Origin of the sequence: Acidovorax sp. LjRoot38 (assembly GCF_964252975.1) — a bacterium.
GTDB lineage: Bacteria > Pseudomonadota > Gammaproteobacteria > Burkholderiales > Burkholderiaceae_C > Acidovorax > Acidovorax facilis.
Window position 1 is genome coordinate 95,193 of record NZ_CAXUPT020000014.1, and the last position, 14,168, is coordinate 109,360.

General features: G+C 66.9%; 15 protein-coding genes. 3 read left to right on the plus strand and 12 right to left on the minus strand.

The features are described from left to right. Nucleotides 1-96 precede the first annotated feature (96 nt). The 5 genes from ACSQ22_RS21435 to ACSQ22_RS21455 form a co-directional block, all read right to left on the minus strand. Nucleotides 97-759, minus strand: coding sequence for a 2-hydroxychromene-2-carboxylate isomerase (locus ACSQ22_RS21435; RefSeq protein WP_436131473.1), 663 nt, complete (start codon nt 757-759; stop codon nt 97-99). 3 nt (nt 760-762) lie between these two features. Continuing rightward, complete coding sequence (locus ACSQ22_RS21440; RefSeq protein WP_121421243.1) at nt 763-1,035, minus strand: DUF1289 domain-containing protein; 273 nt, start codon at nt 1,033-1,035, stop codon at nt 763-765. Beyond that, nucleotides 1,032-1,550, minus strand: a complete 519-nt coding sequence (locus ACSQ22_RS21445; protein ID WP_055393041.1) for a YbaK/EbsC family protein — start codon at nt 1,548-1,550, stop codon at nt 1,032-1,034. Before ACSQ22_RS21445 ends, ACSQ22_RS21440 begins: the two co-directional genes overlap by 4 nt. Before the next feature lie 164 nt (nt 1,551-1,714). After that, nucleotides 1,715-2,623, minus strand: coding sequence for a hydroxymethylglutaryl-CoA lyase (locus ACSQ22_RS21450; protein ID WP_436131474.1), 909 nt, complete (start codon nt 2,621-2,623; stop codon nt 1,715-1,717). 97 nt (nt 2,624-2,720) lie between these two features. Further along, nucleotides 2,721-3,638 (minus strand): LysR substrate-binding domain-containing protein, encoded by a 918-nt coding sequence (locus tag ACSQ22_RS21455; protein ID WP_436131475.1) that lies wholly within the window; start codon nt 3,636-3,638, stop codon nt 2,721-2,723. Between the two features lie 110 nt (nt 3,639-3,748). Between ACSQ22_RS21455 and ACSQ22_RS21460 the strand changes: the two genes are divergently transcribed. The 3 genes from ACSQ22_RS21460 (at nt 3,749) to ACSQ22_RS21470 (ending at nt 6,712) form a co-directional block, all read left to right on the plus strand. Beyond that, nucleotides 3,749-4,747, plus strand: a complete 999-nt coding sequence (locus ACSQ22_RS21460; protein ID WP_436131476.1) for a 3-hydroxyacyl-CoA dehydrogenase family protein — start codon at nt 3,749-3,751, stop codon at nt 4,745-4,747. Continuing rightward, entirely contained in the window at nt 4,744-5,601 is an 858-nt protein-coding gene (locus ACSQ22_RS21465; protein WP_436131477.1) for a 3-keto-5-aminohexanoate cleavage protein, read from the plus strand. The genes ACSQ22_RS21460 and ACSQ22_RS21465 overlap by 4 nt, the downstream gene beginning before the upstream one ends. An 82-nt stretch (nt 5,602-5,683) precedes the next feature. Further along, the gene (locus tag ACSQ22_RS21470; RefSeq protein WP_288853174.1) at nt 5,684-6,712 is read left to right on the plus strand and encodes a Bug family tripartite tricarboxylate transporter substrate binding protein; all 1,029 of its coding nucleotides are present in this window, start codon (nt 5,684-5,686) and stop codon (nt 6,710-6,712) included. Nucleotides 6,713-6,745: 33 nt separating this feature from the next. Here ACSQ22_RS21470 and ACSQ22_RS21475 read toward each other — a convergent pair whose 3' ends face one another. From ACSQ22_RS21475 to ACSQ22_RS21505, 7 genes are all read right to left on the minus strand, one after another. Further along, nucleotides 6,746-7,204 (minus strand): DUF3592 domain-containing protein, encoded by a 459-nt coding sequence (locus tag ACSQ22_RS21475; RefSeq protein ID WP_121508958.1) that lies wholly within the window; start codon nt 7,202-7,204, stop codon nt 6,746-6,748. Nucleotides 7,205-7,246: 42 nt separating this feature from the next. Further along, complete coding sequence (locus ACSQ22_RS21480) at nt 7,247-8,167, minus strand: 2-hydroxyacid dehydrogenase (protein WP_121508485.1); 921 nt, start codon at nt 8,165-8,167, stop codon at nt 7,247-7,249. Nucleotides 8,168-8,236: 69 nt separating this feature from the next. Beyond that, nucleotides 8,237-10,264 (minus strand): acetyl/propionyl/methylcrotonyl-CoA carboxylase subunit alpha, encoded by a 2,028-nt coding sequence (locus ACSQ22_RS21485; protein WP_436131478.1) that lies wholly within the window; start codon nt 10,262-10,264, stop codon nt 8,237-8,239. Nucleotides 10,265-10,381: 117 nt separating this feature from the next. Next, on the minus strand, nt 10,382-11,101 hold the full coding sequence (locus tag ACSQ22_RS21490; protein ID WP_436131479.1) for a DUF4126 domain-containing protein: 720 nt from the start codon (nt 11,099-11,101) through the stop codon (nt 10,382-10,384). Nucleotides 11,102-11,117: 16 nt separating this feature from the next. Then, nucleotides 11,118-11,900 (minus strand): enoyl-CoA hydratase/isomerase family protein, encoded by a 783-nt coding sequence (locus tag ACSQ22_RS21495; protein ID WP_436131480.1) that lies wholly within the window; start codon nt 11,898-11,900, stop codon nt 11,118-11,120. Beyond that, nucleotides 11,897-12,406 carry a DinB family protein gene (locus tag ACSQ22_RS21500; protein ID WP_436131481.1) on the minus strand — a complete coding sequence of 170 codons (510 nt, stop codon included), beginning with the start codon at nt 12,404-12,406 and terminating at the stop codon, nt 11,897-11,899. The genes ACSQ22_RS21495 and ACSQ22_RS21500 overlap by 4 nt, the downstream gene beginning before the upstream one ends. 17 nt (nt 12,407-12,423) lie before the next feature. Continuing rightward, the gene (locus ACSQ22_RS21505; protein WP_436131482.1) at nt 12,424-14,028 is read right to left on the minus strand and encodes a carboxyl transferase domain-containing protein; all 1,605 of its coding nucleotides are present in this window, start codon (nt 14,026-14,028) and stop codon (nt 12,424-12,426) included. Nucleotides 14,029-14,168: the final 140 nt, after the last annotated feature.

Consider the following 14,168-nt stretch of genomic DNA (forward strand, 5'->3'; position numbering starts at 1 on the left):
AGCACAGCCATAGCTCGGGCTATGGCGAGCATTTGCAACGACGAGCCGGGGCGTTTTCGCGTGCAAGGCGGGCATGGATAAAGAACTCTCAGCCTCTTAGCCCTGCTTGAGGCCTGAAGGAAGCAGCTCGGGCGCAGCCCAGCGTGCCTCGCCTTCAGCCCCGGCAAACCAGTCGTCACCTTCCAGGTAGGCGCGCAGCATGGGCAGGCCATCCAGCCCCCAGAAAACCTTGCCGTCCACCACAAACGAAGGCACACCAAACACACCCACCGCCTGCGCGGCCTCGGTGTTGGCGCGCAGCAGCGCCTTGGGACCCTCGCTGTGCATGTCCTGCCCCGGGCGGATTTGTTCGGCCAGATCGGCCGCCAGCGCGGCCAGGCGCTCGGCGTCCAGCGCGTCGTGCCCGCCCTGCCACACATGGCGCAGCACGGTACCCGCCACATAGCGGTTGATGCAACCGTCGTCGCTGCAGGCCAGCGCCTGGCGCAGCAAGGGCAGCGGGTTGAACGGGTGGCGTGCTGGCATCTGCAGCGGCGTGCCCTGCGCGTGGCCCAGCCAGGTCACGTGGCGGTAGGTCCAGGCGCGCTTGGGCGCAATGCCCGCGGGCCCAGGGTTGGCGTGCTGCTGCAGCAACGCGCCCAGCAGCACCGGGCGGTATTCGACGCTGTAGCTCAGGTCCACCAGCGCCTCGGGCAGGCGCTCAAAGGCCAGCCAGGCGTAAGGCGAAATGAAGTCGAGGTAGAACGTGATGTGTTTCATGGCTCAGCCTTCTGCGCTTTCTGGCTGCACCGGCACGGCAATGCCCGCCCGGTCCAGCAACTGGCGCCAGATGCCCCGCCGCAGGTGCGAGTCGGCACGCGACCAGATGCGGATCTCGTCGAGGGAGCGAAAGCAGCCCTCGCAGTGGCTGCGGTCGGGCGACATACGGCAGACCGAGATGCAGGGCGAGGGCACGGCCTCGGTGTTTTCAGCATCAAAATGGCCACCAGCGCTTATCTGCAAAGCGCGAACAGCTAGCAATTCAATAGCATTCATGCCGCAGACTCAGGTGCAACCACCTGCACCACATCCACCACCGGTGCACCCGTCAGCCGCTGAAGATCGCTGGGGTGCAGCGCAAACACACCATGCGGATGCCCCGCCGCCGCCCACACCACCTCAAAGCGCAGCAGGTCCTGATCGATCAGCGTGACGGGCGGCGTGGCGTGCGCCACGGGCGACACACCGCCGATGGAAAAGCCCGTGCGGCTTTTCACGAAGTCGGCATCGGCGCGGCCGATCTTGCCGCCCACGTGGGCCTCCACCTTTTTCTCGTCCACCCGCCGGTCGCCCGAGGTGACCACCAGCACGGCCACATCATCGCTCTTGCGGCGAAAGATGATGCTCTTGGCAATCTGCCCCACGGCAATGCCCAGCGCATCGGCCGCCTGCTGCGCGGTGCGCGCTGCGTCGTCCAGCATCTGCGGCCGGTGGGGGTGGCCCAGGGATTCCAGCGCTGCAGCCACGCGCTGCACACCTTCAGGCAGATTTTTCAGTTCAGCTCCACACATCGTTTCTTACTCCGAAATCACAATCGTCCCAGGTATTTTGACCGCATGGCGCCAGCCCCGGCCGACGCGCCGGCAGCACAGGCCCTGCCGGACGAGCGGGTGCATCCCTTTCGCACTGGAGCGATGCGGCTGAGATGCGTCAGCGTCTCAGCGGCAGTGGCCTATTACCCCGCACGTTTGGTCAATAGCGCGTTGGCAGCGCGGGAGTTGGGCTTGCGGCCCAGAAAGTCGCTAATGTAGGCACCCGCGTCGATGAGCTTGTCGAGGTCGATGCCCATCTCGATGCCCATGCCCTGCAGCATGTACACCACGTCTTCGGTGGCCACGTTGCCGGTGGCGCCCTTGGCATAGGGACAGCCGCCCAGCCCGGCCACGGACGACTGGAAGTTCCACACGCCCAGCTCCAGCGCGGCCAGCGTGTTGGACAGCGCCTGCCCGTAGGTGTCATGAAAGTGGCCCGACACCTCGTCGATGCCAAAGTGCTGCAACGTGGCCTCCAGCGCCTTCTGCACCTTGCGCGGCGTGCCCACGCCGATGGTGTCGGCCACGTCCACACGCTGCACGCCAATGCCCTGGAGCAGGCCCGCCAGGTACGCCACACGCTCAGGGGCAATGTCGCCTTCGTACGGGCAGCCCACGGTGCAGCTCATGGCGCCGCGCACACGGATGCCAGCGGCCCGTGCGGCCTCCACCACGGGGGCAAAACGCTCGATGCTCTCGGCAATGCTGCAGTTGATGTTGCGCTGGCTGAAGGCCTCGCTGGCCGAGCCGAAGACAACGATCTCGTCGGGTTTGTCCAGCACGGCAGCCTCAAAGCCCTTGAGGTTGGGCGTGAGCACCGAATACGCGACACCGCTCTGGCGGGTGATGCCCGCCATCACCTCGTGGTTGTCGGCCATCTGCGGCACCCATTTGGGGCTCACATAGCTCGTGACCTCGATCTCTTTCAGGCCGGCTTGCTGCAGACGGTGGACCAGCTCGATCTTGACGGAGGCGGGCACCGGGGTCTTTTCGTTCTGTAGGCCGTCGCGGGGGCCAACGTCGATGAGGCGAACGCGGGAGGGAATGCTCATGGGGCTACCAAGGGTGGATCAAGGAATCCGCCATTGTCTCGCCTGCGCCTCCACAGGGCCACCCCATATCGTGCCAGACCATTCGCCGGACGCGCCATCAGCCAGCACGGGTGCCATCACCCTCGACCTCCTGCCGCAGCAAGGCCACCATGGCCTGCGCCGCCAGCGACAGCGGCCGCCCCCGGAGCGTGATCAGCCCGATGGGCCGGTGCAGCACGGGCGCCTTGAGCGCTCGCGTGACCACCTCGGGCCTGCGCACCACCTGGGCGGCCAGTTCGGGCAGCGCGCTCACTCCCAGCCCCGCAGCCACCATGGCCGCGATGGTGGCCAGGTGTTCCACCTCATAGCGCGGCGCAAAACGGATGCGGTGGGTCAGCAAGGCCTCTTCCGCATACTGCCGCACGCTGGTACCTGCGGGCATGGAGATGTGCGGCAGCTCGGCCACATCCGCCCAGGCAATGGCGCTGCGCCCTCGGGCCAGCGGGTGCGTGCGCCCCATCAGCAGCACAAAGCGGTCGGACACCAGCGGGGTGTAGTCCAGGTCGGCATAGGCGGGGTTGGCAGCCGTGAGGGCAAAGTCCACCCGCCCGGCCCGCACCATGTCAAACGCCGGGCCGGCCAGGCTGTCAAACAGCTCCAGCTGCACGCCCGGATGCTGCGCAGCAAACCGGGCAAACGCGCGCGGCACGGCCCCGGCTGCCAACGACGGCAGCGCCGCCAGCGCAACGCGGCCCACCTGCAGCTGCGCCACCTCCTGCACGCGGCGCACGGTCTCCTCCATCTGGTGGCGCAGAAACCGCGCCTGCTCCGCAAACACCTCGCCCGCCAGCGTGAGCTGCACCGTGCGCGTGGTGCGCTCGAACAGGCGCACATCCAGCATCTCCTCCAGCCGCGCCACCGTGCCCGACACCGCCGATTGAGAAAGGTGCATCTGCAAGGCCGTGCGCCGAAAGCTCAGCGTCTCGGCCAGGGAGAGGAACACATCCACCTCGCGGGCGGACCAATTGATCTTCATAACCGATCAGTCTATCGAAAAAGACGTCTGGACCGCGCAATTCGAGCCCCCTAGACTGAATTCAACGCAAGCACACCGCTTGAGCAGATTGAGAGCAACAAGGAGACACGATGGAGAACAGTTCGCCGCGCAACGCACGCACCGTGGTGGTAGGCGGAGGCACCATGGGGGCCGATGTGGCCGTGGTCCTGGCCAGGGGCGGCGCGCAGGTCACGGTGGTGGACCCCCACGCCGCACGCCGCGACCACCTGCTGCCCCACATCGCCCAGGAGCTGGCCGCCGCAGGCCAGGCCACCCACGCCGGCCCGGTGCAGGTGTGCGCCAGCCTGCAGGATGTGGACTGGAGCGGCGTGGTGCTGGTGGTGGAATGCATCACCGAGCAACTGGCTGCCAAGCAAAAGCTGTTTGCCGAGCTGGAAACCGTGGCGCCCCCCAACGCCGTGCTGGCCAGCAACAGCTCGGGCTTTCCCATCAGTGCCATCGCCCAGGGGCTGGCCACGGCGCAGCGCATGCTGGGCCTGCACTTCTTCATGCCCGCCCACCTGGTGCCGCTGGTGGAGGTGGTGCTGGGCGAGCGCAGCGACCCGGCCCTGGGCACCTGGCTGCACGCCTTCATGCGCGGCTGCGGCAGCGTGCCGGTGCTGGTCAAGAAGGACAAGCCCGGTTTTCTGGCCAACCGCATGCAGCATGCGCTCTCACGCGAGGCGTTTGCACTCATCGACGAAGGCATTGCCTCGCCCGAAGACGTGGACGCCGCCGTGCGCTTTGGCTTCGGCTTCCGCTTTCTGGCGGCCGGGCCGGTGCTGCAGCGCGACCACGCGGGCATTGAGGTGCACACCGCCGCCGCAGCCACCATGTACCCCACGCTCTCGAACACCGACATACCCGCCCAGGCCCTGCGCGACAAGGTGGCCCAGGGCCAGCTCGGCATGAAGACCGGCAAGGGCTTTTTCGACTGGCCCGAAGACCGCAAGCAGGCCGAACGCGCGCGCTACGACACGCTGCTGCGCCAGGGCCTGGCCCTGCTTGCCAGCGAGCTGCCCACCATCGAGCCCCCCACCGCCACCTCACCGACGGACACCCCAACGACCACTGGAGCCCGCGCATGAGTGCATCGCCCGCATCACCCACCATTGCCAGCCAGTGGGTTGACCCGCTGATCGTGACCGTGGCGCCCAACGGCGCCTACAAGCAGCCTGCCGACCACTCCGCCGTGCCCATCACACCGGCCACGCTGGCCACCACGGCCAAGGCCTGCCTGGACGCGGGAGCGGCCATGCTGCACATGCACATACGCGACGCGCAAGGCCGCCACAGCCTCGATTTGGAGGGCTACCGCGAGGCACAGCGTGTGGTACGCCAGGCTGTGGGCGACGCGATGGTCATCCAGATCACCAGCGAAGCCGCAGGCGTGTACCAGGCCCCCGCGCAGATCGCCATGGTGGAGGTCCTGCAACCCGAGGCCGTGTCCATCGGACTGCGCGAAGTGGACAAGCCCGAGATCGGCGAAGCCGGACTGCAGCGCTTCTTCACCGGCCTGGCCCAGCGCCGCACCATGGTGCAGGTCATCCTGTACGACGTGGCCGACCTGCGCCGCTGGCAGGCACTGCGCGCCAGCGGCGTGGTGCCGGATGCGCCTTGGTTCCTGCTGTTTGTGCTGGGCCGCTACAGCGCGGGCCAGACCTCCAGCCCGCGCGACCTGCTGCCTTTTCTGAACGCCCATGACGGCAACGAGCCCTGGGCCGTGTGCGCCTTCGGGGCGGCAGAGAACGCCTGCGTGGCCGCCGCCGCCGTGTTTGGCGGCCACGCCCGCGTGGGGTTTGAAAACAACCTGCTGTGCAAGGACGGCAGCGTGGCCCCCGACAACACCGCGCTGGTGCGCCAGGCCGTCGAAGCCGCCGCCGCGCTGGGCCGCCCGCTGGCCACCGCCGCCGACATCCGGCAGCGTTTTGGCGCAGGCTGAGCTGCCCCGCCCCACAGCGCTCCCGATTCATTGACATCAACCCGCAGCAGACGGGTTTTATCCATCCCCACAGGAGACAGACATGCACCACCGCCACCTTTACTCGTCCACGCCTAGCACCGCCCGGCGCACCGTGCTGCACGCAGCCCTTGCCGTGCCCCTGGCCCTGGGCATCGCAGGTCACGCAGCGGCGCAGACGGCCGCCACCGCCTTCCCCAGCAAGACCATCCGCTTTGTGGTGCCCTACCCGCCCGGTGGCCCCACCGACCTGATGGCCCGCATGCTGCAGCCCGAGCTGCAAAGCCGCCTGGGTGTACCTGTGGTGGTGGACAACAAGGGCGGCGCTGGTGGCAACACCGGCAGCGCGGAGGTGGCCAAGCAGGCGCCAGCGGACGGGCACACGCTGCTGCTGGCCGCCAGCGGCCCCATGGCGGTCAACCCCTCGCTGTACGCCAGCATGCCGTTCAACCCGCTGACCGATCTGGCTCCGGTGATCCAGCTGTCGGCATTCCCGCTGGTGCTGGAAGTGCATCCCTCGCTGGGCGTCAAGACGTTTGCCGAGTTCCTGGCCATGGCCAAGGCCGGCAAGCCGGTGCTGAGCTACGCGTCGGCCGGCAACGGCACACCGCAGCACCTGGCGGGTGAGCTGTTCAACACCACAGCGGGCGTGAAGATGGGGCACATCCCCTACCGTGGCGCTGGCCCAGCGCTCAACGACCTGATCGGCGGACAGGTGAACGTGATGTTCGACATCGTCGGTAGCTCCCTGCCCCACATCCAGGCGGGCAAGCTCATCCCGCTGGCCGTCACCTCCAGCGAACGTGCCAAGGTGCTGCCCAATGTGCCCACCATGGCGGAGGCTGGCATTGCGGGCTACCAGATCACCGGCTGGCATGGCATTGCGGTGCGCGCTGGCACCCCGCAAGCCACCGTCGACAAGCTCAACGCCACGGTGAATGCGATCTTCAAGGAACCCGCCTTCCGCGCCAAATGGGAAGCAATTGGCACGCCTGCGGTGGGGGGCACGGCGGCAGATTTCGGGGCGCTCATCAAGGCCGACGCGCAGCGCCTGGGCAAGCTGGTGCGCGATGCCGGCGTGACGGTGGATTGAAAAGGCACACCCTCTGTGCCCGCGCACAGAGGGCTATGCGACAGACCTGGGTCGCAAGCGCAGCAACAGCCAGCCCAGCGCCATGCCAATGGCACTGGACAGCAGCATCACCGTACCGGCCACGATCTTCACGGCGGTGGAGCTGCTGATCTCGGCCTGCGACGGGTCTTGGGCGGAGTAGCGCACCGAGACGGTCTCACCCACCTCGTGGATGGCCTGCTGCTGGCGTGCGACCGAGTCTGTGAACCGGAATCTCCGCCCATCGCCCGCCACAAACTCCACAATGCTTTTCTTGGCAAGCCCCCGGCGGTGGGTCGCGCCCGTCATGATTTCTTCATGCGCAACCACCCGGCCCCTGGCGGTGTGTGTGTCGCCCAGCATGTTCATGCCAGAGGCCAACAACCACGCTGCGCCCAGCGCGGTCAAGGCGCTGGGCACCAGCAGGATCCAGCCCAAAAGACCAAAGAAGCGGCGGAAGGTGGAGGAGCTCATGCCCGCCATTCTCTACGCTGGCGAACGCGTGGACCGTCGGCCTCAGTAGCCTCGCGCGGGGTTCACGATGCCCGCCACCGTCTCGCCGTGCTCCAGCGCCACCATCTTGCGTGCGATCTGGGCAATGCTCTCGTCGCGCAGCGTGCGCGCCGAGGTGTGGGGCGTGACGGTGATGCGCGGGTGCGTCCAGAACGCATGGCCTGCGGGCAACGGCTCGGTGCGGAACACATCGAGTGTGGCGCCTGCCACATGGCCGCTGTCAATGGCGGCCAGCAGGTCTTCGTCCACCAGGTGCGCGCCGCGCGCCACATTGATCACGTAGGCACCCGGCTGCAGGCGAGCGAGCGTGCCCTTGTTGATGACGTTGGTCGTATCGGGCGTGAGCGGCAGCAGGTTGACCAGGACGCGGCTCGCGGCCAGAAAGTCATTGAATTGATCCGCGCCCGCAAAGCCGCGCACGCCGTCGATGGCCTTGGGGCTGCGGCTCCAGCCATTGATCGGAAATTCAAACTGCGCCAGCGCCTTGGCAACCCGCTCGCCCAGCACGCCCAGGCCCATCACGCCGATGGGGTAGTCGCTGCGCAGGCGCGGCTTGCGGTAGCCCCAGCGGCCCGCCTGGGTGTCGGCCTCATAGCCATCAAACTCGCGGAAGTGGCGGATGACCGCGTGGCACACGTACTCGGCCATCTGCACCGCCATGCCTGCGTCGTCCAGGCGCACCACCAGGGCCTTGGGAGGCAGGCGCAGCTTGAGCAGGGCATCCACCCCCGCGCCAATGTTGAACAGAGCTTTGAGCGCTGGCTGCTCGTCCATGAACTGCTGGGGCGGCGCCCACACCACGGCGTAGTCGGCCTGCGGGGCGCCGGGTTGCCAAACAGAGATCTCAGCGCCGGGCAGCGCGGCGGCCAGGCCCTGCAGCCAGGGTTCGGCCTTGGTGTCGGTACAACAAAAGGTGATTTTCATGGGGCCCAAGCGTAGCCGCATTGAGCCCCCTGCGCTGTCACCTGCAGACGACTCGGGACACTACTTGGCTCAGGCCTTGTCGGCGGCTGCCAGTTTGAGCAGTTCTGCCCCCTCGGTCACCTGGTCGCCCGGCGCATACAGCAGTTCCTGCACCACACCGTCCGCAGGGGCAGCAATGGTGTGTTCCATCTTCATGGCTTCCATCACTGCCAGCGGTTGACCCTTGGTCACGGCGTCGCCCGCCTTCACGGCAAACGACACCACCTTGCCAGGCATCGGGGCTGTGAGGCGCCCGCCTTCGGCCGCAGCCTCGCCCGCGTGGGCCAGCAGGTCGATGGCAGTGATCTGCGTGGCGCCCAGCGGGGTGAATACGTGGTCCACCTCGCCCTGGGCATACACAGCCGCACGCGTGCGCTGACCTGCAAACTGCAATTCGATGCCCTGCCCCACAGCGCTGAACACCAACGGCCCGGCCACCGCGGCATCGCCTTCGCCGACGGCCAGATGCAGGCTGCCACCACGCTCGTAGGTCAGCAGCGCCTTGGCGTGCTCGCCACCAAACTCGAACTCAAACCGGCGCTGCACCACGCCATGGGTGTGGAAACCATCGCGGCGGCTGAACGGGTCCACGCCCTCGCAGGCGCGCTCGCGCAGCAGGGTCTGGGCCACGGCCGCCGCAGCGGCCAGCGGCAGGCCCACGGGTTCCTGGTGGAACAGCACCGCCTGCTCGCGCGGGATCAGCGCGGTGTCCAGCTTGGCGCTGGCAAATGCCTCGGTGCGAGCCACGCGGCGCAGAAACTGCACGTTGGTCGCCAGGCCCACAATGTGGGTCTGCGCCAGCGCTTCATCGAGCCGGGCCAGGGCTTGCGCACGCGTGTCGCCGTGCACGATGAGCTTGGCCACCATGGAGTCGTAGAACGGGCTGATCGCATCGCCCTGGCGCACGCCGGAATCCACGCGCACCGCGCCCCGTTCGAAGGTCACACACTCGGGCAGCGCGTACACGTTGAGCGCCCCGGTGGCGGGCAGGAAGTTGTTGTCGGGATTCTCGGCGCAGATGCGCGCCTCGATGGCGTGACCTTGGATACGCAGGTCTTCCTGTTTGAGCGGCAAGGGCTCGCCTGAGGCCACGCGCAGTTGCCACTCCACGAGGTCGAGGCCCGTGATGGCCTCGGTCACGGGGTGCTCCACCTGCAGGCGGGTATTCATCTCCATGAAGTAGAACTTCATCTGCTCGGGCGCGTCGTAGCCGCCGGGCTGCTCGACGATGAATTCCACCGTGCCCGCGCCCACGTAGTTCACCGCCCGTGCTGCGGCCACGGCAGCCTCGCCCATGCGGGCGCGCAGCTCCGGCGTCATGCCGGGGGCGGGCGCTTCTTCCAGCACCTTCTGGTGGCGGCGCTGCACCGAGCAGTCGCGCTCAAACAGGTACACGCAGTTGCCGTGCGTGTCGCCGAACACCTGGATCTCGATGTGGCGGGGGCGCTGCACGTATTTTTCGACCAGCACCGCATCGTCGCCGAAGCTGTTGATGGCCTCGCGCTTGCACGAATCGAGCGCGGCGCCAAAATCCTCGGCCTTGTGCACGGCGCGCATGCCCTTGCCACCACCACCCGCGCTGGCCTTGATGAGCACCGGGTAGCCAATGCGGTCCGCCTCGCGTTGCAGCAGTGCCGGGTCCTGGTCAGCGCCGTGGTAGCCGGGCACCAGGGGCACCTGGGCCTGCTCCATCAGGCGCTTGGACTCGGCCTTCAGCCCCATGGCATTGATGGCGCTGGCGGGCGGGCCGATGAAGACCAGGCCTGCGTCGGCACAGGCCTTGGCAAAGTCTTCGTTCTCGCTCAGGAAACCGTAGCCAGGGTGGATAGCCTGCGCGCCCGTGGCCTTGGCGGCGTCGATGATGCGCTCCCAGCGCAGGTAGCTGTCCTTGGGCGCGCTGCCGCCGATGTGCACGGCCTCGTCGCACACGGCCACATGTTTGGCGTTAGCGTCGGCATCGGAATACACGGCGACGGTCTTCACGCCCAGGCGCTTGGCGGTGGCGGCCACACGGCAAGCGATCTCGCCGCGATTGGCGATGAGGATCTTTTTAAACATGGCGCCCTCCTGCGGCGAGATCGCCTGCGCACGCTGCGCGTGCCATCCGATTTGCAGAAACATCCGCTGCGCGGCTGTTTTCGCCTCGATTTGCGATGAGTATCTTGTTGAACATTTTTAAGCCACCTTGGCAGAACCAGAAAAGAATGAAGACAAGCGCCGCACCACGGCGCGCAGAAACTTGAACAGCACCACCAGCAGCAGTACGGACACCACCACCATCACGACCAACGCAACACCAAACGCCACCGGGTGCTGCGTGGCCAGCCACACCACGGCTACCACCAGCCCGTCTTCAAAGAACGACAGGCCCCAGTTGGAAAACGGCTCGGGCGAGGTGTTCACCGCCGCCCGCGTGGTCATCTTGGTGGCCAGCGCCGTGGCCGAGAGGGAGCCCCCCAGCAGCCCCGCCACCACGGCCATGGTGGCGTTGTCGGCGCCAAACACGCCATAGGCCAAGGCGGCGCCCGCAGGCACGCGAATGAAGGCGTGCACGGCATCCCAGGCGCTGTCAACCCAGGGCACCTTGTCGGCAAAAAACTCCACCATCAGCATGAAGCCGCTGACCATCAGCACCAGCGGGTGCTGCAGCATGGCCAGGCCGGGGGGCAGCGGCATCCAGCCCAGCACCCCCATCATGCCGACCAGGAACACCACGGCATACAACCGAAAGCCGCTGGCCCAGCCCAGCGCTGCGGCCAGCGCCAGCAGGCTGGGCATGTCGAGCTTCGCCGTTGCTGTGGCTGCCGCGTCGCCCACAGCGCGCGCGGTGCCGCCATCCACATGCAGCCCCAGCGTGTGGAGCCACTGCACGATGTTGAACCAGAGGGTGTCCATGGCCGTTAAGTAGCGATCAGCTCAGCCAGCTGGGCTTGCGCTTGTTCAGGAACGACTGCACACCTTCCTTGCCTTCGTCGCTGGCGCGGATGTCGGCAATGCCCTGCACCGTGGCGGCGATGAGGCCCGCGTTGATCTCCCGCTCTGCCACATCCATCACCAGCTTCTTGCACACGCGCACAGCGTTGGGGCTGGCGCTGGTCAGAGCCTTGAGCAGTTCGTCCACCTTGATGTCGAGCTGGTCAGCGACCACGACCTCGTGCACAAAGCCAATGCGCAAGGCTTCGGCCGCGCCAAAACGCTCTGCCGTGAGGAAGTACCGGTGCGCAGCGCGTGCGCCCATGGCACGGATCACATAGGGGCTGATGGTGGCGGGGATGAGCCCCAGCTTCACTTCGCTGAGGCAAAAGCCCGCCGTGTCCACGGCCACGGACATGTCGCACGCGGCCACCAAGCCCATGCCGCCTGCATATACATCGCCCTGCACGCGTGCCACCGTGGGCTTGGGGCACTCGTAGATCACCCGCAGCATCTCGGCCAACTTTCCCGCGTCGGCGATGTTCTCGTCGCGCGTGTAGTCGGCCATGCGGCGCATCCAGTTGAGGTTGGCACCGGCGCAGAAGGCCGGGCCTTCCGCAGCCAGCACCACGGCGCGCACATCGGCACGCCCACCCACATCGGTGAAGGCGGCGGTGATCTCGGCAATGACCTCATCGCTGAAGGCGTTGCGGATTTCGGGCTGCGTGAGCGTGATGCGCGCCACGGCGCCGGTTTGGGTGATGGACAGGTTCTGGCTCATAGCTTGGACGGGTTTTGCAGGAAGTAGACAAGGTCCAGCTCGGGGCAGGGCTGGCCCAGCGCAGTCAATGCAGCGGTGATCTGCCCGCGGTGGTGCGTGCCGTGGTTGAACACGTGGGCCAGCGTGGCGGCAAACGGCAGCGACGCCGCCGTGCCGCGCATGGTGGTGTAGTCGAGTGTGCCGTTCCAGCGGTCTGGGCTGAACGACGCAATCAGCGGCGCCCAGCGGGCCGCGCCCTCGCGCAGCCGGGCATCCAACTGCGCACGGTCGCTCTCCAGCTCGGCGTCCAGCGCCACCTTGGGCGAAATGCCGTCGGCAAAGCGCACGAACCACAGATGGTGTTCGCCCACCAGCAGGTGGTTGAGCGTGCCGTGGATGCTGTGGAAGAACAAACCCACATCGCGCCGGTAGTCCTCTTCCGGCAGCGCCCGCACTGCATCAAGCAGGCGCGCCGTGGCCCACGCGTTGTAGCGCGCAAGCTGGGTGAAGTGGGCAACAGCGTCCATGGTGGCTCCTGCTCCTGCTACATGCGGAACAGGCCGAACTTGGTGTCTTCGATGGGCGCATTGCGCGTGGCCGCCAGGCCCAGCGCCAGCACGCGGCGCGTATCGGCTGGGTCGATCACGCCGTCGTCCCACAGGCGGGCGGTGGCATAGTAGGGATGGCCTTGGTCTTCGTACTGGCGGCGGATGGGGGCCTTGAAGGCTTCTTCTTCCTCCATGCTCCACTGCCCACCCTTGGCCTCGATGCCGTCGCGCTTGACCGTGGCCAGCACGCCCGCAGCCTGGTCGCCGCCCATCACGCTGATGCGCGCATTGGGCCACATCCACAAGAAGCGCGGCGAGTAGGCCCGGCCGCACATGCCGTAATTGCCCGCGCCAAAACTGCCGCCGATGATGATGGTGAACTTGGGCACGCTGGCCGTGGCCACGGCCGTCACCATCTTGGCGCCGTTGCGGGCGATGCCTTCGTTCTCGTACTTGCGGCCCACCATGAAGCCGGTGATGTTCTGCAGGAACACCAGCGGGATCTTGCGCTGGCAGCACAGCTCGATGAAGTGCGCGCCCTTGAGCGCCGACTCGCTGAACAAGATGCCGTTGTTGGCGATGATGCCGACCATCATCCCTTCAATGCGCGCAAAGCCCGTGACCAGCGTGGTGCCGTAGCGTGCCTTGAACTCGTCGAACTCGCTGCCGTCCACGATGCGCGCAATGATCTCTCGCACATCGAACGGCTTGCGCGTGTCCACGGGAATCACGCCGTACAGCTCCTCTGCTGCAAATTTAGGAGCTACCGGTGCATGATCTGCGGGCGCCTGCGGTTTGTTTTTATTCAAATTGCGCACGGCATTGCGTGCCAGTTGCAGCGCATGCATGTCGTTCTGCGCCAGGTGGTCGGCCACACCCGACAGGCGCGTGTGCACGTCGCCACCGCCCAGGTCTTCGGCCGTGACGACCTCGCCCGTCGCAGCCTTCACCAATGGCGGGCCACCCAAAAAGATAGTGCCCTGGTTCTTGACGATGATCGATTCATCGCTCATGGCCGGCACGTACGCGCCGCCTGCCGTGCAGCTGCCCATGACCACGGCGATCTGCGAGATGCCCATGGCGCTCATGTTGGCCTGGTTGAAGAAGATGCGGCCGAAGTGGTCGCGATCAGGGAAGACCTCATCCTGGTTGGGCAGGTTGGCGCCGCCCGAGTCCACCAGGTAGATGCACGGTAGGTGGTTCTGCTGCGCCACTTCCTGCGCACGCAGGTGCTTCTTCACGGTGAGGGGGTAGTAGGTGCCGCCCTTCACCGTGGCGTCGTTGCACACGATCATGCAGTCCACGCCACTCACGCGGCCAATGCCTGCGATGAGGCCGGAGCTGGGCGCATCGTTGTTGTACATGTTGAGCGCGGCCAGTGGCGCGAGTTCGAGGAACGGCGTACCCGGGTCCAGCAGCATCTGCACGCGCTCGCGCGGCAGCAGCTTGCCACGGGCCACATGCTTGGCGCGGGCCGCTTCACCGCCGCCCTGGGCGACCTTGTCGAGCTGGGCGCGCAGGTCATCGACCAGCGTGCGCATGGCGGCAGCGTTGGCCAGAAAGTCCGCCGAGCGGGCGTTGAGTTGGGTGTCGAGAATCATGCAAGCTCCATCGATATCATGGGTTTACGTAGTGGCACCGGCTCGCCGGTGGCACTGAAGGCCGCAGAGCAGGCCAGGCGCGTGCCGCCGTGGAACCGGCTTTGCCGGGCCAGGGGTGGCGTCCCCTTGGGGGAAGGCGC